This is a genomic window from Niveispirillum sp. (assembly GCF_017996735.1).
GTDB lineage: Bacteria > Pseudomonadota > Alphaproteobacteria > Azospirillales > Azospirillaceae > Niveispirillum.
In genome coordinates this window covers 46,006-66,955 of record NZ_JAGOGJ010000024.1, presented here as the reverse complement: position 1 = coordinate 66,955, position 20,950 = coordinate 46,006, and the positions used below count along the sequence as shown (strand labels likewise).

Sequence of the window (20,950 nt, the reverse complement as noted above, 5' to 3'; positions counted from 1 at the left end):
GCTGAAGGCGGAGGGCAAACTGGACGAGGCCGCCCTGTGGGACGCGCTGTCCTGGGGCGATAAGCCCTTTGTGCGCGAGGCGCTGGCCTTGCGCGCCGATCTTCCAGCCGATCTGGTGCAGCGGATCATCGATACACAAAGCGCCAGGGCCATCACGGCGCTGGCCTGGCGGGCGGGCCTGTCCATGCGCTGCGCCCGGCTGCTGCAGCTTAAATCCGGACTGCCGCCGACCAAGCTGCTGAATGCCCGTCACGGGGTGGATTACCCGATGAACGAGGCGGAGATGCGCTGGCAGCTTGGTCTGTTCGGGGTGGAGTAGGGGGCTCCCTGGGTGGTTCCCTCACCCTCCCAGGCCTAGCGGCCTGGGCCCCTCCATCTCCCACTTGCGTGGGCGAGGGGCGAGACTTGTCCATCGTGGAGAATATGCCCCTCGCCCGCTTGCGGGAGAGGGAGGGGCCCGTTGGCGCCAGCCAACGGGAGGGTGAGGGAGCGACGGGTCAGGAGCCGGTGCGTACCGACACCAGGAAGCGGTCCACCTGAGCGCGCAGGCTGCTGGCATGGTCGGTCAGTTCGGCCGATGCGGTCAGCAGTTGCTTGGATTCCGCCCCGGTCCGGGCCGTTCCCTCGCGCACATCGACCACCGCCATGGTCACCGTCTCCACCCCGTCAGAGGCGTGGCGGGCGCTGCGGGCGATTTCCGTCGTGGCGGCGTTCTGCTCCTCCACCGCGCCCGCGATGGCGGTTGCGATACGGTTCACCTGCTCCACGGTGTTGCCGATCTCCTTGATCGCCTTCACCGCCTCGCCCGTCGCGGACTGGATTTCGGCAATGCGCTGGGCGATGTCGTCGGTGGCGCGGGCCGTCTGGCTGGCCAGATTCTTCACTTCCGACGCGACGACGGCAAAGCCCTTGCCGGCCTCTCCGGCGCGGGCGGCCTCGATCGTGGCGTTGAGCGCCAGCAGGTTGGTCTGGCTGGCAATGTCGCTGATCAGGCCCAGCACCTCCCCGATGCGGTCCGCCTTGGTGGACAGGCCGTCGACGATGATGTTGGTGTGGTTGGCCTGTTCGGCCGCCTGGCGGGTGCGGTCGGCGCTCTCCTCGATCTGACGGGCGATCTCCTGGATGGAACTGGCCAACTGGCCGGCGGCGGTGGCGACGGCCTGGACATTGTCGGTGGCCTGGGTGGAAGACGCTTCCACCGTGTCCACCCGCTCCTCCGCGCTGGCCGCCGTGGTCAGCAGCAGTTCGGCTGACTGGCGCACCTGGGCCGACGAAGCGCTGACGGCGGACACGACGGCGCTTACCTCATCCTCGAACCGGCGGGCCAGGGCCTGCATCTCGGCCTGGCGGGCCTGCTTGGACCGTTCCTCGGCCGCCGCCTGTTCGCGGCGCAGGCTGTCGGCCTCGATGGCGTGATGCTTGAACACCTGGACGGCGCTGGTGATTTCACCCACCTCGTTGGCGGCGTCATTGGCCGGGATTTCCGTGGACAGGTTGCCATCGGCCAGACGCAGCATGGCGTCGGTCAGGCGGCGCAGCGGCGCCAGGGAACCCACCGTCCACCAGGCCATGCCGACGCCCAGCACCAGACAGATGGCGCAGACGAGCAGCATCAGTTCCGAAAAGCCGCGCGCCTGGGCCCGCGTTTCATCGCCGATGATGCCGTTATCGCGTTCCTGCTTGTCGATGAAGCGGTTGATGCGGGCCAGCCACTCGGTCAGGTCCAGGCGCACCGTGGACAGCAGCAATTCCTGCGCCTCGGCATCCTTGCCGTCCTTGCGCAACTCGATCACCCGGTTGATGCCGGGCAGGGTCTTGCCTTCGATCTCCTTGATCGAATTCAGGATCTCCCGCTCCTCGGGCATGATGTCCTTGCGGGCGGCGAACATCTCGTCCATCGCCTTGGCCGATACCGTATAGGCGGCTTCAAGCTTGCGGATATCGGCGACGACCTGATCGATCCTCGCCGGATCGACCAGAACGACGTCGCGCAGCGCGATGGCCCGGTCATGCACGGACCCACGGAAATTGATGGCGTAGCGCTGCTTGACGCTGTTCACGTCGTTGATCTGGGTCAGGCTGTGATTGATCAGGCTGACCTTCTGCACGCCGATGCCGGTCAGCACGACGAGCAGAACCAGAAGCACCCCGAAACCGATCAGCACACGGGTTTTGATCTTGGCATCACGCAGACTGCGCATGGGACGCTCTCTTTTCGGAAGAATTAACCCGGAAGGGCAAGGTGGGACCGCTACCTGACGATGGAATGACATGGGGCACAGTGACGTCCCGCACAGTGTCCCCCGGACGCTTTTGTCATTGAAGCGGCGCTGCGTGCGGGCGTAGCAAGGAACATGGACAGCAGTGAGGGGTTGAGGAAGTGCGGACCATCCTGACCATCCAGTCCCATGTCGCCTTTGGCCATGTCGGCAACCGGGCAGCGGTTTTCCCTTTGGAAAGGCTAGGCTTCGACGCCATCGCCGTCAATACGGTACAATTCTCCAACCACACCGGTTACGGGGTCTGGACCGGCATGGTCTTGCCGCCCGACCATATTGCCGATGTGTTGAAGGGGGTGGAGGCGCGGGGCGCCCTGGACGGCGTGCATGCGGTGCTGACCGGCTATATGGGCGATGCAACGCTGGGCGACGTCGTCCTGTCGGCCGTGGGGCGGGTGAAGCAGGGCAATGGCCAAGCGCTTTACTGCTGTGACCCGGTGATGGGCGATGTGGGGCGCGGTTTCTTTGTGCGGCCCGGCATCCCGGAATTTTTCCGCGACCGCGCCGTGCCGCTGGCCGATATCATCACGCCCAACCAGTTCGAGCTGGAATATCTGACGGGCCAAAGGGTCACCGACCTGTCATCGGCCCTGTCTGCAACGCGGGCCGCGCGAAAGCTGGGGCCGCGCTGGGTCATGGTCACCAGCCTGACGCGCGTCGATGCACCGGACGACCGTATCGAAATGCTGCTGGACGGGCCGGACGGCGCCTTCCTGGTCGCGACGCCGCGCCTGGACCTGTCGCCCATGCCCAACGGGGCCGGCGACTGTGTGGCCGCCCTGTTCCTGGCCAAGTTCCTGGAAACGGGGGATGGGCATCTGGCCCTGTCGCACGCGGCATCCGCCATCTATGCCGTGTTCAAGGCGACGCGCGATGCCGGGCAGCGGGAATTGCAGATCATCGCCGCCCAGGACCAGTTGGTCCACCCCTCCATCCTTTTCAGCGCCAGCCGTGTCAACTGACGGCCGTGAAGGGTACGGGCTTGCCGGGTGTTTCCGGCGGGTCTATTGAATTGATGCTGTAGCCCCAAGGAGCGCCAAACGGATGTCACGCCTGCCCATCGCCAGCCTTGCCCTGATCGCGGGTCTGCTGTCCGTGCCCGCCTCCCCCGCCCAGCCCGTCGCGCAGCGTGCGCCGCAGGGCGAATATGGATGCGAGGTGCAGAAGGACAATCCCTGTCAGGGCCGGGTGGATTTCACGGTCGGCAAGAGCTTTGAATTCAAGATCCCCGGTCCCGGCGACGTGACGTTCGAGAACAAGGGCAACAAGCGCTGCACCCTGGAATATTCGATCACCGAAAGCACGCTGGCTGCCACGGGCCGGCAATTGTCGCTGGGGCCCGGACAGAACCAGGTGCTGACGGTGCGTGATGCCGGCGGCATGGTCATCCGCTTCTTCAATCGCGGCGTCGGTTCCAATGCCTGCGATCTGACCGTCGGCCTGAGCTGATCACCCTTCTGCCCCGCGCGGCCCCGATCAGCCTTCCTCACCACCAGGGCGGCAAGGAAGGCTGCTCAGGGGCGGCGGTCAGAAGCCGGCGCGCAGCGAAACGCGGAAATCCCGGCCCGGCTGCGGCAGCACATCCTTCAGGAAGGATGTGGCCAGCCGCACCTCCTCGTTCGTCAGGTTGCGCAGTTCCACCAGCATCGTGATGTCCTGGTCGGGGAAGGGATGCCAGTCCAGCGATGCGTTGAACACCATGGAACTGTCGGTCGGCAGCTCGAAATCGGCGGTGCGCTTCTGCTTGTCGGTCCAAACGCCTTCGAAACGGGCTGCGACGGTGGCCAGTTCGAAGCCGAGCCCGGCCCGCGCTGACAGAGCCGGGATGCGGGGCAGGGGCGTGTTGTTGTCGCGATCGGTGGCGCGGACATAATCCAGCCCGCCATCAAGCGTCACCGTCACCTGATCGTTGCGCAGCACGGTGGTTTCCGCCTCCACCTCAAACCCCCAGAAGCGGGCATCAGTGGCGGAGAACTGGGCGACCGGCAGGCCATCCTCCTCGGCCCCGGTCAGGCGCTCATAGATGTACTTGTCGTAATCGGTCAGGAACAGGTTGACGGTGCCGGTGACCGGACCGCCGGTCTTTTTCAGGGTCGCTTCCACACCCAGGCCGGTTTCCTTGCCCAGCGTGCCGTCGCCCCGCTCATAGGTGCTGGTGGCCAGATGCGCGCCATCGGACAGCAATTCCTCGGCATTGGGGGCGCGTTCGGTGCGCGACAGGCTGATACCCGTCATCCAGCCCTCGCCCAATTGACGCGAGGCGCCGGCGGAGACGGAGACGGTGGTAAAGTCGCGGTCGAAATCGACGCTGGCGGCCTGGACACTCTGCCGCTCCAGCCGCACGCCGCCTTCCAGCGAGAAGGGCGACAGGTCCAGGCGCTGCAGGGTGAAGACACCCATCTGGTCGGTGTCGCTGGGCGGCAGGAAGGCCTCCTCGCCGATGGCCTTGAAGTTGCGGCTGCTGGCCTGCACGCCGACGGCACCCGACAGGTTGCCGATGGCCCGCTGCACCATCTCGACCCGGCCTTCCCAGCCCTTGTTCAGGAACTGGGTGCCAGGCTCGCCATTCTCCAGCTCGGTATGTTTGTAATCGGCCCAGCCGAAGCGCACGCGCGTCGTTTCGAAAATGCCGAAGGACTGGTTCACCTCGCCCATCAGGTCCAGGCGCGTCTGGCCCAGGTCGATGCGGACGGGGCCTTCCTCTTCCTCGCCTTCATGGCTGTGGCCGGCGGGGATGCCGTAATTGCTTTCCAGGCGGCTGGCCGACGCGCCGAAGAAACCCCAATCGCCGATATAGGACAGGCCACCGGTGGCGCCCTTCTGGGTCAGGTCGCTGTTGGCGACGCGGCCCTTGGCCTCCTCCTCGTCCCCGTGTCCATGTTCATGTTCTTCCTGCTCGCGCAGGGCCTTCGATTCCAGGAAGCCGGGGGCCTCGTAATCGTCGGTCTGGCGATAGAACCCGTCCAGATGCAGAACAAAGGGCCCGTTCAGGCGCGCATCCACGCCGGATGCCAGGGACCGCTCATTGGCATTGGTGCCGACGCCGATCCGGGCAAAGCCGTCCACGCCATCCTTGGGTTCGGCGATCGGGATGCGGCCGTCCAGGACATTGATCACCCCACCCACGGCATTGTTGCCATACAGCAGGGTGGCGGGGCCGCGCACGACCTCCACCCGCTTGGCGGTCGCCAGGTCCAGGGCCGGGGCGTGATCGGGGCTGGTGGTGCTGGCATCAATGCTGCCGATGCCACCGGACAGGATGCGGATACGGTCGCCGCCCTGGCCCCGGATGATGGGGCGCGACGCACCGGCGCCGAACCCGGTCTGCGACAGGCCGGGCAGCTTGTCCAGCGCCTCGCCCAGGGTAGTGGACAGGGCGCGGTCCAGCGCCTCTCCCGACAGGCTGGACGTCCCCTGCAAGATGTCGAACCGCTTGGCCCCGATGGGCGAGGCGGTGACGATGATCTCTTCAACCCGGTCATGGGCGGAACCGTCCGCCATGGGCGCCTGCTGTGCCATGGCGGGGGAAGCGGCAACCGTGCCGCCCATGAGTACCGCCACCAGCCAGACCTGCGACATGTGTCTGCGCATCGCCGAACCCTTTTAAACAATGTTATAACGTAACTTCTGATAGGCGCAGATCGTCACGTGGGTCAAGCGGGGAAACCGTGCCGGCTTGTCGCAGGGCGGGGAAATGGTTTGGGGGGCGACCTGTGGGCCGTCAGTCGTGCCGGGCCTGGGCAAAATTGGCGCCGTCCAGTTCGGCGCCGTCCAGCTTGGCCCCCCGCAGGTCGGCACCGGTGAAGTCGGTCCCATGCGCGATGGCGCCGCGCAGGTCGGCATTGCGCAGGTCCGCCCCCTGCAGCCGCGCACCCGACAGGCGGCTGGGCCAGCGGCGGTCCGGCATGTCGGCGCTGACCAAGGGGGTCAGGTTGACGCCCTGCAGGAAGGCCCCGCCCAGATGGGCGCGTTCCAGATTGGCACCGCGCATGTCGGCATTGCCCATCTGGGTGTCGCGCAGGTCGGTGCATTCCAGATCGGCCATGACCAGGCAGGCATTGGTCCATAAGGACCGGCGGGCCAGGGCATAGGGCAGTTTCGCTGCCGTCATGTTGCGCCCGCGCAAATCCTGGCCCATCAGGTCGCGCCCGCTGAAATCGGCGCGTTTGCCGCCGCGCCCCGCGCTCAACACCCATTCGGCATGGGCCGCCAGCAGCATGTCCACCGGCTCTGTCCCATCCATGGTGCCGGGCAGCAGGGCGCCGGTGCGTTTCAGGTCGGCCATGGCGTGGGGGTCCAGGATGGCGCCCCGGAAATTCGCCCCCTCCGCCAGCGCATCGCGCAGGATGGCGTCGGTCAGGACGGCCCCGGCAAAGTCCGCCTCCTGCAACTGCGCGCCTTGAAGATTGGCACCGTCCAGCATGGCGCCCTTGAAATTGGCCCCGCGCAGGTCCGCCCCGCGCAGATCGACATGGCGCAGGTTGGCGTCGGTGAAATCCGCCTTCAGCGTGATGGCCCCGTTCATCTTGGAGCCGGAGAAATCGGCATGGGCGGCGATGACGGCGGCCAGATTGGGGATACGTCCGTCAAAGGCCTGGGGCAGGGGCTTGCCGCCGCGATAGACGGCCAGGATCGCCTCCCGCACGTCGGTGTCGCGCAGCTTGGCCTTGGTCAGGTCGGCGCCGCGCATGGTGATGCCGCGCATATCCGCTTTGGAAAGGTCGGCCTGCTGCAGATTGGCCAGCCGCAGATCGGCCGCGAACAGGTTGGCCCCCGTCAGCCGCGTCTTCACCATCTGCGCCTGATCGAAGCGCGATCCCGTCAGTTCCGCGCTGCGCAGATCCATGTTGGAAAGATTGACGCCGCGCAGGTCACACAGCACAAAAATGGCGCGCTGGCCGCCGATCCGGCCTTCCATCAACTTGGAATGACGACGCATGGCGTCAAGCAGCTCCTCCATGGAGGGGCGTCGCCAGGTCGGTTCCGCCGGTTGCGCCGCATCAGCCGTCAAGCCGCACTGCCTTCCCGTTGATCATCTGGATGGGGGCAGGAAAGCCCCATTGGCACTATGCCAGAGCTTTGCCTGCTTGCACACCAAAGTATGGCTGGCAAAAGGGCATATCCACAGCTTTTCGTTTTGCTGCCGGGTACCGCTATCAGTTCACGAACTTGCGTGCGTTGGCCACCATGGTGGAATACATGGTGCGGATAAAGTCTGTTGGGCGCAGCCGGCCAAGAGGAATATTTTCCGATGCATAGGTGACCAGTTCCTCCGGCGGCTTGATCGGCACCACCTCCAGTCCCGACCGGCGCAGCCCCTCCACCACGGATTTTGCCTGTTTCATATAATCTTCATTGAAGAAGGACTTGTCGGCATCCTTGATGGACTGGGCGATGATCTCCTGGATCGTTGGCACTGGGCGTGTCCTCAGGGGCTTTGCAGGTGGGGGGAATTAACCATCAATCCCCGCCCGGCGCAATTCCGGCCCCAACCGGCCCGCCACGAACAGGAAAAACATCCGATAATCCGCGATCAGCGACCACAGCGGATAGGTGAAGGTGGCGGGCTTGTTATGCTCCACCAGGGCGTGGCTGAGCCAGGCGAAAAAATAGCCCGACAGCGGCATGCCGATCAGCCAGAGCGGGTCCATGGTGGCGCCGAACACCACAAGGAAACCCAGGGCAACGGCGCTGCCCACATAATGGAAACCGCGTGTCACCTTCTTGGAATGTTCACGCAGATAGAAGGGCCAGAAGGCTTCGAACGTCTGATATTCGCGCTGTGCCATGGCTGCAATCCTCCCGCAACATGGGCGCTTATGTCATTGTCTTGCCATTCTTGCGCCCAATGAATAAGTCAAAGCGTTCGCCGGGGCTTGTCAAGGCGCAATGAAGTTTCGTGCTGCCCCGCCTTATCACCTATGGAATCGAGGGCCGGGAAAATGGGTTACAAGGTCGCTGTCGTTGGCGCCACGGGCAATGTCGGCCGGGAGATGCTGCAGACGCTGGCAGACCGGAACTTCCCCGTGTCGGAAGTGGTCGCCCTGGCATCCGAACGTTCCACCGGTCAGCAGGTGTCCTTTGGCGAGGATCAGGTGCTGAAGGTTCAGGATCTGGCCAAGTTCGACTTCTCCGGCACCGATTTTGTGCTGTCCTCGCCGGGCGCCAAGGTGTCGGCCCAGTTCGCGCCCAAGGCCGCCGCCGCCGGCGCCTGCGTCATCGACAATACCAGCCATTTCCGCATGGATCCCGATGTCCCGCTGGTCGTGCCGGAAGTGAACCCGCATCACCTGTCGGGCTGGCGCAAGAAGGGCATCATCGCCAACCCCAACTGCTCCACCATCCAGATGGTGGTGGCGCTGAAGCCGCTGCATGATCTGGCCAAGATCCGCCGCGTGGTGGTGTCCACCTATCAGTCCGTGTCGGGCGGCGGCAAGGAGGCGATGGATGAGCTGTTCACCCAGACCCGCGCCATCTATGTCAACGATCCGGTGGAAAAGAAGAAGTTCACCAAGCAGATTGCCTTCAACGTCATCCCGCATATCGACGTCTTCATGGATGACGGCATGACGAAGGAAGAATGGAAGATGGTGGTCGAGACCAAGAAGATCCTCGACCCCGCCATCAAGGTGACGGCCACGGCCGTGCGCGTGCCGGTGTTCATCGGCCATTCGGAAGCGATCAATATCGAGTTCGAGAACCCCATCACGGCCGACGAGGCCCGCCGCGCGCTCCGCGCCTTCCCCGGCATCTCCGTCGTCGATCATCGTCAGGACGAGGGCTATGTCACTCCGGTGGAAATCGCCGGCGAGGACAATGTCTTCATCAGCCGCATCCGCGAGGATTCGACGGTCGAGAACGGCCTGAACCTGTGGGTAGTCGCCGACAATCTGCGCAAGGGCGCCGCCCTGAACGCCGTGCAGATCGCGGAAGTGATGATCCGTGACGGCCATATCGGCCCGGCGGATTGATCGAACGCGTCAGAGCGCGACGCAATGGGCGCGGAGCCAGCCGGACAGGCTGGCTCCGTTTGCTTTTCAGCGGGCAAGTTCCTTCAAAACCTGCTTATGCTCGGTCATGACCCGCTCGGCGGCTTCAAGGGCTTCGTACGTTGGATTCAAGCTCATCGCCCTCGCGTAGTTGCACCTGCGAGGCAAGTGTTTCCGACAGTTCGATCACCAATCGTCCAGCCAAACGACGAACCAGAAGCGTCGTCACGACGCCCATCCTCGAATTTCAGTCCCGGAACAACTAATCTTACCGCGTTTCGCCAAACGTCGTAAACGCTTTCTCCCTGAACCCGTTCCCCCTGGAACAGACCTTGGTCAGTGCCGTTCCCGTATGGTAGGACGCAGGCCGGTATCGATAACGCCCCGGCGGCGGGGCCATGCATAAGGGAATGTGGGAGATGACGAAGCTTGTCCTGATCCGTCACGGCCAGAGCGAGTGGAACAAGTTGGACCTGTTCACCGGCTGGACCGATGTGGACCTGTCGGCGCAGGGCGTCGAGGAAGCGAAGGAGGCCGGTGTCAAGCTGAAGGCGGCCGGTCTCGATTTCGATATCTGCCACACCTCGGTGCTGAAGCGCGCCATCAAGACCAGCAACCTGGCCCTGGAAGCCATGGATCGCATCTGGGTGCCGCAGTTCAAGAGCTGGCAGTTGAACGAGCGCCATTATGGCGGCCTGCAGGGCCTGAACAAGACGGAGACGGCGGCCAAGCATGGGGCCGATCAGGTCAAGATCTGGCGCCGTTCCTATGACATCGCCCCCCCGGTCCTGGCCGAGGATGACGAGCGTCTGCCCGATGCCGATCCGCGCTATGCCGACCTGTCCAAGGACCAGTTGCCGCGCACCGAAAGCCTGAAGGATTGCGTGGCCCGCGTGGTGCCCTACTGGACCGACGTGATCGCCCCGCAGGTCAAGGCCGGCAAGCGTGTCCTGGTCGCCGCCCATGGCAACAGCCTGCGCGGTCTGGTCAAGTACCTGTCCAATATGGGCGATGACGAGATCGTGCAGTTCGAGATTCCGACCGGCAAGCCGATCATCTACGAATTGGACGCCGATCTGAAGGCGCTGGACCGGTACTTCCTGGATTGATCCCGCTCCGCCCCCGTTGCGGAGTTTCTGCAACGGGGGCGGCTGCGATCACTATTTCTTGAAAAAGGCCTGGGCGGCGGCCTGCACATCCTGCTTGTCGCGGATGGTGGCCCGCACGCGCACGATTTCGGCCTCCAGTGCCGCGATGTAATCGTTCAGATCGCCGATCGACAGGCCGGTCAGGTCCACCGGCCTGGTTGGTTTCTTGGTCGGCAGCAGTTCGTCCAGGTCGAAAGCCATGGGTTCCCTCCCTATCTTTGATCTTGGGCGCCATTTTGCGGTATCGCGATGCCGCCCGCCACATCGATCATCAAGGAACCCGCTCCCATGTCCCTGCCCAGCCAGATGCGCGCCGTGGAGATCACCCAGCCCGGCGGCCCCGAGATGCTGTCCCCCACAACGCGGCCGGTACCCGTGCCGGCGGCCGGGGAGGTGCTGATCAAGGTGGCGGTGGCCGGCGTCAACCGGCCCGACGTGGTGCAGCGCCAGGGCCTGTATCCGCCGCCGCCGGGCGCCAGCGATCTGCCGGGGCTGGAAGTATCGGGCACCATTGCGGCGCTGGGGCCGGATGTCACGGGCTGGCAGGTGGGGGACAAGGTCTGCGCCCTGCTGGGCGGCGGCGGCTATGCCGAGTATGCCACGGCGCCGGCGGGGCAGGTGCTGCCCGTGCCGGACGGGCTGGACATGGTGCAGGCGGCGGCCCTGCCCGAAACGGTCTTCACCGTCTGGACCAATGTGGTGGAGCGGGCCGGCTTGACGGCGGGGGAGAGCTTCCTGGTGCATGGCGGCACGTCGGGCATCGGCACCATTGCCATCCAGGTGGCGAAGGCGCTGGGCGCCACCGTCTTCGCCACGGCCGGCGGTTCGGACAAGGTGGCGGCCTGCCGCGATCTGGGCGCCGATCACGCCATCGATTACAAGACCCAGGATTTTGTCGCCGTGGTGAAGGAAGCGACGGGAAAGCGCGGCGTGGATGTCGTGCTGGACATGGTGGGCGGGGATTATCTGCCCCGCAATATCGACTGTCTGGCCGTTGACGGCCGCCATGTCACCATTGCCTTCCTGCGCGGGCCGAAGGTGGAACTGAACCTTGCGCCTGTGATGCTGAAGCGGCTGACCCTGACCGGGTCCACCCTGCGCGCGCGGTCGACGGCGCAAAAGGCGGCCCTGGCGGCGGCCGTGAAGGACAGGGTCTGGCCCCTGGTCACGGCGGGCAAGGTGCGCCCGGTGATCGCCGCGACCTTCCCGCTGGAGGCGGCGGCCGATGCCCACCGGCTGATGGAAAGTTCCACCCATATCGGCAAGATCATGCTGGTCCTGTAACGACGTTACCGTCTTCTTAAAAAATCCCGTGGCTTGTCCCGTGCCGGAACGCTATAGGTGATGGGTCGTTGACTTGTCCGTCCGGTTGGCTGCGCGGGGCCCCTCCCGCGCGCGACGGGCGGCTTTTGCGTTCATGGATCGTTTTGCTGCTGGCCCCATGGCCGGCGAAGCGTTTGAGGAGGAAGCATGGCACAGCCCCTGATGCCGAAGGCCACTGCCGTCTGGCTGGTCGAGAATACCAGCCTCACCTTCGAGCAGGTTGCGGAATTCTGCGGCATGCATGAGCTTGAGGTGCAGGCCATTGCCGACGGCGAAGTGGCGGTCGGCATGGTCGGCCGTGATCCGGTGGCCGGCGGTGAGTTGACGGCGGAAGAGATTGCCCGCGTCGAGGCCAATCCCAACCTGAAGCTGCGGATGCGTCAGCAGGATCTGCCGCAGCCGGTGGCCCGTTCCAAGGGGCCGCGCTATACGCCGGTCACCAAGCGCGGCGACAAGCCCGATGCCATCGCCCATCTGCTGAAGGCGCATCCGGAACTGTCGGATGCCCAGATCTGCAAGCTGATCGGCACCACCAAGCCGACCATCGCCGCCGTCCGCGACAAGACCCACTGGAATTCCGCCAATATCAAGGCGCGCAACCCGGTGCTGCTGGGCCTGTGCAGCCAGCGCGAGCTGGACGCCGCCCTGGAACGCGCCCGCCGCGGCCGTCCGGAACCGGAGACGCCGGATATGGACGCCGAGGACGAGGATATGGATCCGACGCTGGCCGAGGACGATCAGGAGGATTGATCGGCACCTCGTGTCCATCGGAAATTGGCCGGCTTGCCCTGTGCAGCCGGCCTTTTTCTTTTCTGGTCCCGGTACGATATCCTGTGCCTTGATCAATGCCGCGACAGGGGGGATGGGGCATGACGCAGTGGTTCTTTCACGACGATGATGACCGGGTGGGTCCGCTGGACGGACAAGCCGCGCTGGATTATGTGCGCGCGCATCCGGATGCCTTCTGCTGGCGCAACGGCATGGCGGAATGGCTGCCGGTCCGCGCCGTGGCGGAATTGATGCCGCAGGCCGGGCCGTGGGCCGGTGCCGGCGCCCCGCCGCCCCCGCCGCGCGGTGGGGGCCGCTATTCCCGCGCCGACCAGATCGATTTCAAGATCCACGGGCAGGAGATGCAGTTCGTGGAGGTGGAACTGGACCCCGGCGAAAGCGCCATCGCCGAGGCCGGCGCCATGGTCTACAAGGATGCATCCGTGGACATGCACACGATCTTCGGCGACGGCACCGAATCGGGGGGCTTCCTGGACAAGCTGATCGGTGCCGGCAAGCGGGTGCTGACCGGGGAGAGCCTGTTCACCACCGTGTTCACGCAGAGCGGCCGGGGCAAGGCGCGGGTTGCCTTTGCCGCCCCGTTCCCCGGCACCATCCTGCCGCTGAACCTGGCCGATCTGGGCGGCGGGCTGATCTGCCAGAAGGATAGTTTCCTGGCGGCGGCCAAGGGCGTGTCGGTCGGCATCCATTTCCAGCGCCGGATCCTGACGGGCCTGTTCGGTGGCGAGGGTTTCATCATGCAGAAGCTGACGGGCGACGGCTGGGTCTTCGCCCATGTCGGCGGCACCGTCATGGAACGGCAACTGGCGCCGGGTGAGGTGCTGCATGTCGATACGGGTTGCGTGGCCGCCTTCACCCCCGACGTGGATTTCGATCTGGTGCAGGTGGGTGGTGTGAAGTCCGTGCTGTTCGGGGGCGAGGGCCTGTTCTTCGCCACGCTGCGCGGGCCGGGGCGCGTCTGGATACAGTCCTTGCCCTTCTCCCGTCTGGCCGGACGCATGCTGTCCGCCGCTATGCCGGGCGCCGGCAAGGGGGAAGGCAGCGTGCTGGGTCCCCTGGGCGACATCGTCATGGGAGGCAAACGCTGACGACAGTGCGCGCACCCCTTGGGGGCACCCCCCCCGGGGTGCGCGAATGGATAGCTTGCGGCGGGGCCGACATCACGACAGGGTGACGCACGACCGGGGATAGACGCCCGGTCGGTTTCAGCCGCGACAAGGACGCCTCCATGGGTACCGTTATCCCCTTTCCCCGCACTTCCCCCCCCATGAACCGGGCGACAATCCTGGCTGATCAACTGGTCGAGGTCACGGCTGGTCTGCCCTGTCTGGTGAAGGCGGTGGACACCATGGGCCGTTCGGCGGAGCGCCTGTGCAGCAGCCTGCAAGGCGGGCTGAAGGCCATGAATGCCGCCTTCGGTCAGGCCTTGCTTGTCAATGCCGCCCATCAGCATATTCAGCATGAAGCCCAGGCAGCCATCGATCTGGCGGCCACCGATCCGGAAGCGGCGGCTGCGCGGCTGGCCGAACTGCGGGTGGATTATGAGCGGCTGTCCGAACAGTACCTTCGCGCCTGATCACTCGTGGCCGGCATTACATTGCGTTCACGTTAAATCCATTGGCTTTACATTAACCCCGCGCCACAGTACGGGCCATGTGCCCCGAGCCGGGAGGAAATGAGCCTCGTGATCCAGAATGCACGTCCTGAAACCCGCCGCCGCTGGCGGGCTTTGGCCGCCGGTGCGGCGCTGTCGGCCCTGGTCGGCCTGACGACCGTCTTGCCCGCCGCCGCCCGCGTCTTTGACCCGGAGACCTTCACCCTGAAGAACGGCATGCAGGTGGTGGTGATCAACAATCCCCGCGCACCCGTTGTCAGCCACATGGTCTGGTACAAGGTCGGATCGGCGGATGAGGAGCCGGGCAAATCCGGTCTTGCCCATTATCTTGAACATCTGATGTTCAAGGGCACGGAAAAGCTCAAGCCGTCGGAATTCTCGCGCACCGTGGCCCGCAATGGCGGCCGCGACAATGCCTTCACGGCCTATGATTACACCGCCTATTTCGAGAATATCGCCCGTGACCGGCTGGAACTGGTCATGGGGATGGAGGCGGACCGCATGGTCAACCTGCGTCTGACGGACGATATCGTCCTGCCGGAACGCAAGGTGATCCAGGAGGAGCGGCGTCAGCGCACCGAGAATGAGCCGGCATCGCGGCTGTTCGAACAGCTCTACAGCCTCCTGTTTGTGCACCACCCCTATGGCACGCCCATCATCGGCTGGATGCATGAGATCGAAAAGCTGACCACCCAGGACGCGCTGGATTTCTACAAGCGTCACTATGCGCCCAACAATGCCATCCTGGTGGTGGCCGGCGACATTACGGCCAAGGAACTTAAGCCGTTGGCCGAGAAGACCTATGGTCAGATCGCACCGGTGGACAATATCCCGGCGCGCGTGCGCGTCATCGAACCCCCCACGGAGGGGGCGCGGCGCATCACCCTGACCGATGATCAGGTGCGTCAGCCCAACTGGACCCGCATCTGGAAGGCCCCCAGCTATAACGCCGGGGAAAAGCAATATGCCAATGCGCTGGAGGTGCTGGAGAATATCCTGGCCGATGGCGCGACCTCGCGGCTGTACAAGTCGCTGGTGGTGGAGCAGAAGATCGCGGCCGGCGTCAGCCTTTCCTATAATCCCAGCGCGCTGGACCTGGGGACGCTGTCCATTTCCGCAACCCCGGCGCCGGGGCAGGATGTCGCCAGCATGGAGGCGGCCATCGACGCGGAACTGGCCAAATTGCTGTCGGGCGGCGTGACCGATGCCGAGGTGGCATCGGCCAAGGTCCGCCTGCGCCGCGACGCGATCTTTGCCCGCGACAGCCTGCAGGGTCCGGCCTACAGTTTCGGCGTGGCCCTGACCACGGGGCAGACCGTGGCGGATGTGGAGGCCTGGCCCGACCGCATCGCCGCCGTCACCCGCGAACAGGTGGAGGCAGCGGCCCGCCATGTCCTGGCGCAAAATAACCATGTCACGGGCATTCTGATGCCCGCCGCCCAGGTCGAAGCGGCACCGGCCGCCGCCGCCTCCGCCGCCGGGGGGGCCAAGTGATGGATGCGATGAAGATGATCCGCCGCGCCGGCCTGCTGCTGCTGGCTGCCTTCGCCATGGTCACCACCAGTCTGCCCGCCGCCGCCATCGATATCGAAAGGGTGGTCAGCAAGGGCGGGATCGAGGCCTGGCTGGTCCGTGATGCCAAGAACCCCATCATTGCCATGCAGTTCGCCTTTGAGGGCGGGAGCGAGCGTGACCCGGAGGGCAAGCTGGGTCTGGCCCTGATGGCGGCCAGCACCATGGATGAAGGGGCCGGCGACCTGGATAGTCAGGCCTTCCAGGGCAAGCTGGATGAAAACTCCATCACCTTGTCTTTCTCCGCCGGCCGTGACGGGTTTGTCGGCCAGTTGACCACCCTGCGGGAAACCAAGGACACGGCCTTCGACCTGATGCGGCTGGCGCTGACCAAGCCGCGCTTTGACATGGATGCCGTGGAACGTATCCGCGGGCAGTTGCTGACCAGCCTGCGCCGGTCGCAGGCCGATCCCAACTATTGGGCGCAGATGGCCTTTGGTGAGACGGTGTTCCCCGGCCATGCCTATGGCCGGCCGCAACGGGGCACGGCCCAGACCCTGGCCGCCGTCACCCGCGATGATCTGGTGCAGTTCGCCCGCACCCGCCTGTCCCGTCAGGGGCTGAAGGTTGCCGTTTCCGGCGACATCACGGCCAAGGAACTGGCCCCGCTGCTGGACAAGCTGTTCGGCACGCTGCCGGCCAAGGCCGAGCTGGCGCCGGTAGCCGATGTGAAGCCGGCGGCGGAAGGCAAGACCATCCTGGTGCCGCGCCCCATCCCGCAGACGGTCCTGATCCTGGCCCATGGCGGGCTGGACCGGTCCGACCCGGACTGGTATGCCGCCACCATCCTGAACTATGCCCTCGGCGGCGGCGGCTTCTCCTCCCGTCTGATGGACGAGGTGCGGGAAAAGCGCGGCCTGACCTATGGCATCGGTTCCTCGCTGCAAAGCTATGACCATGCCAACCTGATCACGGTCAGCGGCTCCACCGTCAATGACAAGGCGGCAGAAGCCATTTCGGTAACGAAACAGATCTGGGGTGAGGTGGCAAAGAACGGCATTACCGAGGCCGAGCTGCGCGATGCCCAGACCTATCTGACGGGATCCTTCCCGTTGCAGTTCACCAATAACGGCGCCATTGCGGGTTTGTTGTTGCAGGTGCAGCGCGACGATCTGGGGATCGACTACCTGAACAAGCGTAACGATCTGCTGAATGCCGTAACCATTTCGGATGTGAAACGGGTAGCGGAGCGACTCCTGGACCCAGCCCGACTGACCACCATCCTGGTGGGGCAGCCGACGGGCATCACACCGGACGGGACGCTGCATAAGTAAATAAAAAGCCCCTCTCCCACCGGTGCGGGAGAGGGGCTTTTCTTGTGGGACCGGTCAGGCCCGCTTGGCACCGATATAGGCAACGTCGCTGCGGCCTGTGTCGAAATCGGTCAGCGGGATCGGGTATTCGCCGGTGAAGCAGGCATCGCAATATTGCGGCAGGTCGCCGTCACGCTTGGCATGGTTCAGCGACTTGTACAGCCCGTCCAGGCTGATGAAGGCCAGACTGTCGGCATTGATATAATCCCGCATCTCCTCCACCGTCATGCGGTGGGCCAGCAGCTTTTCCTTTTCCGGCGTGTCGATGCCATAGAAGCAGGGATGGCTGGTCGGCGGGCTGGAAATGCGCATATGCACTTCCTTGGCGCCGGCATCGCGCATCATCTCCACGATCTTCACCGAGGTGGTGCCGCGCACGATGCTGTCATCGACCAGGATGATACGCTTGCCTTCGATGAAATGCCGGTTGGCATTATGCTTCAGCTTCACGCCCAGGCGGCGGATCTTGTCCGTCGGCTGGATGAAGGTACGGCCGACATAGTGGTTGCGGATGATGCCCAGGTCGAAGGGGACGCCGCTTTTTTCGGCATAACCCAGTGCCGCCGGCACACCCGAATCCGGAACGGGGATGACCAGATCGGCATCGACATGGCTTTCCACGGCCAATTGTGCGCCAATCTTCTTGCGCACGCCGTACACGGAATGGCCTTCCATGAAGCTGTCGGGGCGGGCGAAGTAGATATATTCGAAGATGCAGAACTTGGAGCCGGTCTGCTGGAACGGCCGCAGCGACTGCACGCCGTTCTTGTCCAGCACCACCATCTCACCCGGCGCGATGTCGCGCACATATTCCGCACCGATAATATCCAGCGCCACGGTTTCCGAGGCCAGCACATGGGTATCGCCCAGGCGGCCCAGCACCAGGGGGCGCACGCCATGCGGGTCGCGCACACCCACGACCTGATCCTTGGCCATGCAGACCAGGGAATAGGCGCCTTCGATCTGGCGCAGCGCATCGACCAGACGATCGATGACGGAGCCGTTCCGGCTGGTCGCCATCAGATGGATGATGGTTTCGGTGTCGGAGGTGGACTGAAACAGGCAGCCACGGCGCACCAATTGCCGGCGCAACTGCATGGCGTTGGTCAGGTTGCCGTTATGGGCCAGCGCGAAGCCGCCAAACTCGAACTCTGCGAACAGCGGCTGCACGTTGCGCAAACTGCGCTCGCCAGTGGTGGCATAGCGGACATGGCCGATGGCGATGTCACCGGTCAGGTTGCGCATGACCATTTCGCTGCCGAAAATATCGCCGACCTGGCCCAGCGCGCGATGCTGCGGGAAATCCTGGCCGTCAAAGCTGACGATGCCGGCCGCTTCCTGACCGCGATGCTGAAGCGCGTGCAGGCCCAGTGCCACCAGGGCTGCCGCATCCTGGGGACCATACACACCGAAGACGCCGCACTCCTCGCGCAGCTTGTCGTCGTCGAAGGGATGGGTCGTGAGCATGGGCTTCGCACCTTTCGCGGGGAAGATGATGTCCGGTTGGGTCGTGTTCATGGCCCGGGTCAGCGTTGGTCCCGTTCGGGACGTCGATCCGGTTGGCTTTGCTGTGGCTGATCGGTGCTTTTGATCACCTGATCGAGACGGCCGAGATCTTCGACATTATAGCCCCGATCCTTTTCCGGCACAGCCGCGTTCCCCGCAGATGTGGGGCGCGGATTGGCCAGCCGTTCCAGGGTGCGCCGCGCATTCTCCGCCTCTTCCAGCCGGTGCTGGGCGCGCTGCGCCTCGCGCTGGGCCGGCGACAGGTCGGCATTGGGCATGAAGCCGCGCAGAATATCGGCGCCCGTCTCCAGAAAGGGGCGCGACTTCGCCTCGCGCAGCCAGATCGGCTGTTCGGGCCAGAGCCAGGCCGCGAACAGGTAGGCCAGCGATACCAGGACCGCCCCACGAACAACACCGAAGGCAAATCCCAGCGACCGGTCGATGGCCGACAGGCTGCTTTCCTGGACCTTGCCTGAAATCGTGCTGGTCAATACCGACAGGGCGATCAGGGACAGGGTGAAGACGCCCAGGATCGTGACGCCGTCGGCCACATACTGGGTGCTGATATAGGTGCGGGTATAGGGGGCGGCGAGCGGGAACAACCAGAGCGTGGCCAGTGCGGCACCGATCCAGGCCGCGACCGACAGCACTTCCCGCACGAAGCCGCGCGCAAATGCCATCAGGGCCGAGATCAGAAGGACGATGACGACCGCGATGTCGACGGGATTCAGGCTGCTGCCTTCCATGCTGCTCCCCTCAATCCCGGCCACGGGGCGGGCGCGGTGGTGCGTCCGCCTGGAACAATGGCAGCAGATCGGACAAGTGGTCCAGTTCGACACGCCGCAACCCATCCGCCGACCCGTCGCCGCGCGACCGGCGCGGTTGCGGCATCAGCGCCCGGTTGAAGCCCAGCTTGGCGGCTTCCTTCAGGCGCTGGTCGGTCTGGCTGACGGCGCGGATATCACCCGACAGGCCGATTTCGCCAAAGACCACGGCATCCGCCGGCACCGGCTCCCCCGTCAGGCTGCTGACCAGGGCGGCGGCCACGGCCAGATCGGCGGCGGGTTCAGAGATTTTCAGGCCGCCGGCCACCGACAGATAGACATCGTTGGCACCGATGGCCACCCCGCACCGGGCCTCCAGTACCGCCAGAACCATGGCAAGGCGCGACGTGTCCCAGCCCACCACGGCCCGGCGCGGCGTGCCGAGCGGTGAGGGGGCGACCAGGGCCTGCACCTCCACCAGAACGGGCCGCGTCCCCTCCAGCCCGGCAAAGACGGCGGTGCCGGTGATGTCGCGGCGGCGGTCGGCCAGGAACAGTTCGGACGGGTTCGGCACCTCGACCAGCCCATCCTCCCCCATCTCGAACACCCCGATCTCGTCGGTCGCGCCAAAACGGTTCTTGACGGCGCGCAGGATGCGGAACTGGTGCCCGCGTTCGCCTTCGAAATAGAGGACGGTGTCGACCATATGCTCCAGCACGCGGGGGCCGGCGATCTGCCCATCCTTGGTGACATGGCCGACGATCAGCAGGGTGATGCCCTTGCGCTTGGCCACCCGGATCAGCTCGGCCGAACAGGCGCGCACCTGCGCCACGGTCCCCGGCGCGCTGTCCAGCGTGTCGATATACATGGTCTGGATCGAATCGATCACGGCCACTTGCGGGCCGTCGGCGGCTTCCAGGCTGGCCACGATGTCGCGGACATTGTTGGCCGATGCCAGTTGCACCGGTGCATTGGCCAGACCCAGGCGGCTGGCGCGCATGCGCACCTGATCCACCGCCTCTTCCCCGCTGATATAGGCGCATCGCGTTTCCTGGGCCAGACAGCAGGTGACCTGCAACAGCAGGGTCGATTTGCCGATGCCGGGATCACCGCCCACCAGCAGGGCAGTGCCATGCACCAGCCCGCCACCGCAGACGCGGTCAAATTCCTGAATGCCCGTCATCCGGCGCGGCGCATCCTTGGACACACCGGACAGCGCCACGAATTCGATCTTGCGCCCGCCGCCGGCCTTGCCCAGCCCCTTGGGCATGGCATCGGCCACCTGTTCCTCGACAAGCGTGTTCCATTCACCGCAGGCGTCGCACTTGCCCGACCATTTGGGAAAGCTCGCGCCGCAATTCTGGCAGACATATTTGCTGGTGGCGCGGGCCAAAATCGTGCTGGCTCCAGGGGTGGTGACGCGGCCCCTATATAGACGCTGAAAGGCCCGCTGGGGAGCCCTTCATAACACGAATGCAACATGCGCAGGGGCCTTCGCGCACGGGCTATGCCGGAGGGGTGGGGGGCTGCCTATCTGCGCTGTGAAAAATCGTCTCGCCAGCAACGGTTTGGCGTGAGAGCAAGGGTATTGAGAAGTGCCTGGACCTGAACGGGCACCATCGGTCCCGCCGCCGGACATCGGACGGGGCCGC

21 protein-coding genes and 1 pseudogene are annotated in these 20,950 nt (G+C 64.9%); 12 read left to right on the top strand and 10 right to left on the bottom strand.

The window, feature by feature from the left end:
* Positions 1–319, top strand: a 319-nt coding sequence (locus tag KBA48_RS10455) for a DUF2336 domain-containing protein (RefSeq protein WP_292905958.1), incomplete at its 5' end; no start/stop codon positions are given.
* Positions 320–497: 178 nt separating this feature from the next.
* Here KBA48_RS10455 and KBA48_RS10450 read toward each other — a convergent pair.
* The gene (locus KBA48_RS10450; RefSeq protein WP_292905956.1) at positions 498–2,201 is read right to left on the bottom strand and encodes a methyl-accepting chemotaxis protein; all 1,704 of its coding nucleotides are present in this window, start codon (positions 2,199–2,201) and stop codon (positions 498–500) included.
* Between the two features lie 179 nt (positions 2,202–2,380).
* On the opposite strand from KBA48_RS10450, the gene pdxY reads away from it, so the two are divergent.
* Positions 2,381–3,241 (top strand): pyridoxal kinase PdxY, encoded by an 861-nt coding sequence (pdxY, locus tag KBA48_RS10445; protein ID WP_292905954.1) that lies wholly within the window; start codon positions 2,381–2,383, stop codon positions 3,239–3,241.
* Between the two features lie 82 nt (positions 3,242–3,323).
* Positions 3,324–3,728, top strand: coding sequence for a hypothetical protein (locus KBA48_RS10440; protein WP_292905952.1), 405 nt, complete (start codon positions 3,324–3,326; stop codon positions 3,726–3,728).
* Positions 3,729–3,806: 78 nt separating this feature from the next.
* Here KBA48_RS10440 and KBA48_RS10435 read toward each other — a convergent pair whose 3' ends face one another.
* From KBA48_RS10435 to KBA48_RS10420, 4 genes are all read right to left on the bottom strand, one after another.
* Positions 3,807–5,870 carry a TonB-dependent receptor gene (locus KBA48_RS10435; RefSeq protein WP_292905950.1) on the bottom strand — a complete coding sequence of 688 codons (2,064 nt, stop codon included), beginning with the start codon at positions 5,868–5,870 and terminating at the stop codon, positions 3,807–3,809.
* A gap of 130 nt (positions 5,871–6,000) precedes the next feature.
* Positions 6,001–7,239, bottom strand: a complete 1,239-nt coding sequence (locus tag KBA48_RS10430) for a pentapeptide repeat-containing protein (RefSeq protein ID WP_292905948.1) — start codon at positions 7,237–7,239, stop codon at positions 6,001–6,003.
* A gap of 196 nt (positions 7,240–7,435) precedes the next feature.
* Positions 7,436–7,696 carry a hypothetical protein gene (locus tag KBA48_RS10425; protein WP_292905946.1) on the bottom strand — a complete coding sequence of 87 codons (261 nt, stop codon included), beginning with the start codon at positions 7,694–7,696 and terminating at the stop codon, positions 7,436–7,438.
* A 36-nt stretch (positions 7,697–7,732) separates the two neighbouring features.
* Positions 7,733–8,068 carry a DUF962 domain-containing protein gene (locus KBA48_RS10420; protein WP_292905944.1) on the bottom strand — a complete coding sequence of 112 codons (336 nt, stop codon included), beginning with the start codon at positions 8,066–8,068 and terminating at the stop codon, positions 7,733–7,735.
* A 153-nt stretch (positions 8,069–8,221) separates the two neighbouring features.
* Between KBA48_RS10420 and KBA48_RS10415 the strand changes: the two genes are divergently transcribed.
* Positions 8,222–9,250, top strand: a complete 1,029-nt coding sequence (locus KBA48_RS10415) for an aspartate-semialdehyde dehydrogenase (protein WP_292905942.1) — start codon at positions 8,222–8,224, stop codon at positions 9,248–9,250.
* A gap of 124 nt (positions 9,251–9,374) precedes the next feature.
* Here the strand turns inward: KBA48_RS10415 and KBA48_RS10410 are convergent, their stop codons facing one another.
* Complete coding sequence (locus KBA48_RS10410) at positions 9,375–9,497, bottom strand: hypothetical protein (protein WP_292905940.1); 123 nt, start codon at positions 9,495–9,497, stop codon at positions 9,375–9,377.
* 190 nt (positions 9,498–9,687) lie between these two features.
* Between KBA48_RS10410 and gpmA the strand changes: the two genes are divergently transcribed.
* Positions 9,688–10,377: a 2,3-diphosphoglycerate-dependent phosphoglycerate mutase gene (gene gpmA / locus KBA48_RS10405; RefSeq protein WP_292905938.1), complete on the top strand. Its 690-nt coding sequence runs from the start codon at positions 9,688–9,690 to the stop codon at positions 10,375–10,377.
* Positions 10,378–10,428: 51 nt separating this feature from the next.
* Here gpmA and KBA48_RS10400 read toward each other — a convergent pair whose 3' ends face one another.
* Positions 10,429–10,617: a DUF1192 domain-containing protein gene (locus tag KBA48_RS10400; RefSeq protein WP_292905936.1), complete on the bottom strand. Its 189-nt coding sequence runs from the start codon at positions 10,615–10,617 to the stop codon at positions 10,429–10,431.
* 87 nt (positions 10,618–10,704) lie between these two features.
* Between KBA48_RS10400 and KBA48_RS10395 the strand changes: the two genes are divergently transcribed.
* From KBA48_RS10395 to KBA48_RS10365, 7 genes and pseudogenes are all read left to right on the top strand, one after another.
* Positions 10,705–11,700, top strand: a complete 996-nt coding sequence (locus tag KBA48_RS10395; RefSeq protein ID WP_292905934.1) for an NAD(P)H-quinone oxidoreductase — start codon at positions 10,705–10,707, stop codon at positions 11,698–11,700.
* Positions 11,701–11,886: 186 nt separating this feature from the next.
* Complete coding sequence (locus tag KBA48_RS10390) at positions 11,887–12,489, top strand: DUF1013 domain-containing protein (RefSeq protein WP_292905932.1); 603 nt, start codon at positions 11,887–11,889, stop codon at positions 12,487–12,489.
* 95 nt (positions 12,490–12,584) lie between these two features.
* A pseudogene (locus KBA48_RS10385) lies at positions 12,585–12,746 on the top strand (DUF4339 domain-containing protein); the annotation flags it as partial.
* A 96-nt stretch (positions 12,747–12,842) separates the two neighbouring features.
* Positions 12,843–13,616: a TIGR00266 family protein gene (locus tag KBA48_RS10380; protein ID WP_292905960.1), complete on the top strand. Its 774-nt coding sequence runs from the start codon at positions 12,843–12,845 to the stop codon at positions 13,614–13,616.
* Between the two features lie 140 nt (positions 13,617–13,756).
* Positions 13,757–14,104: a hypothetical protein gene (locus tag KBA48_RS10375; RefSeq protein ID WP_292905930.1), complete on the top strand. Its 348-nt coding sequence runs from the start codon at positions 13,757–13,759 to the stop codon at positions 14,102–14,104.
* Between the two features lie 99 nt (positions 14,105–14,203).
* On the top strand, positions 14,204–15,637 hold the full coding sequence (locus KBA48_RS10370; RefSeq protein ID WP_292905928.1) for a pitrilysin family protein: 1,434 nt from the start codon (positions 14,204–14,206) through the stop codon (positions 15,635–15,637).
* Entirely contained in the window at positions 15,637–16,989 is a 1,353-nt protein-coding gene (locus tag KBA48_RS10365; RefSeq protein ID WP_292905911.1) for a pitrilysin family protein, read from the top strand. Before KBA48_RS10370 ends, KBA48_RS10365 begins: the two co-directional genes overlap by 1 nt.
* Positions 16,990–17,043: 54 nt before the next feature.
* Here KBA48_RS10365 and purF read toward each other — a convergent pair whose 3' ends face one another.
* From purF to radA, 3 genes are read right to left on the bottom strand one after another with little or no spacing between them, the layout of a single operon-like run.
* On the bottom strand, positions 17,044–18,495 hold the full coding sequence (purF, locus tag KBA48_RS10360) for an amidophosphoribosyltransferase (protein ID WP_292905909.1): 1,452 nt from the start codon (positions 18,493–18,495) through the stop codon (positions 17,044–17,046).
* A gap of 59 nt (positions 18,496–18,554) precedes the next feature.
* A complete protein-coding gene (locus KBA48_RS10355) occupies positions 18,555–19,280 on the bottom strand; it encodes a CvpA family protein (protein WP_292905907.1) in 726 nt (241 codons plus the stop codon).
* Between the two features lie 10 nt (positions 19,281–19,290).
* Positions 19,291–20,691, bottom strand: a complete 1,401-nt coding sequence (radA, locus tag KBA48_RS10350; protein ID WP_292905905.1) for a DNA repair protein RadA — start codon at positions 20,689–20,691, stop codon at positions 19,291–19,293.
* Between the last annotated feature and the right edge of the window lie 259 nt (positions 20,692–20,950).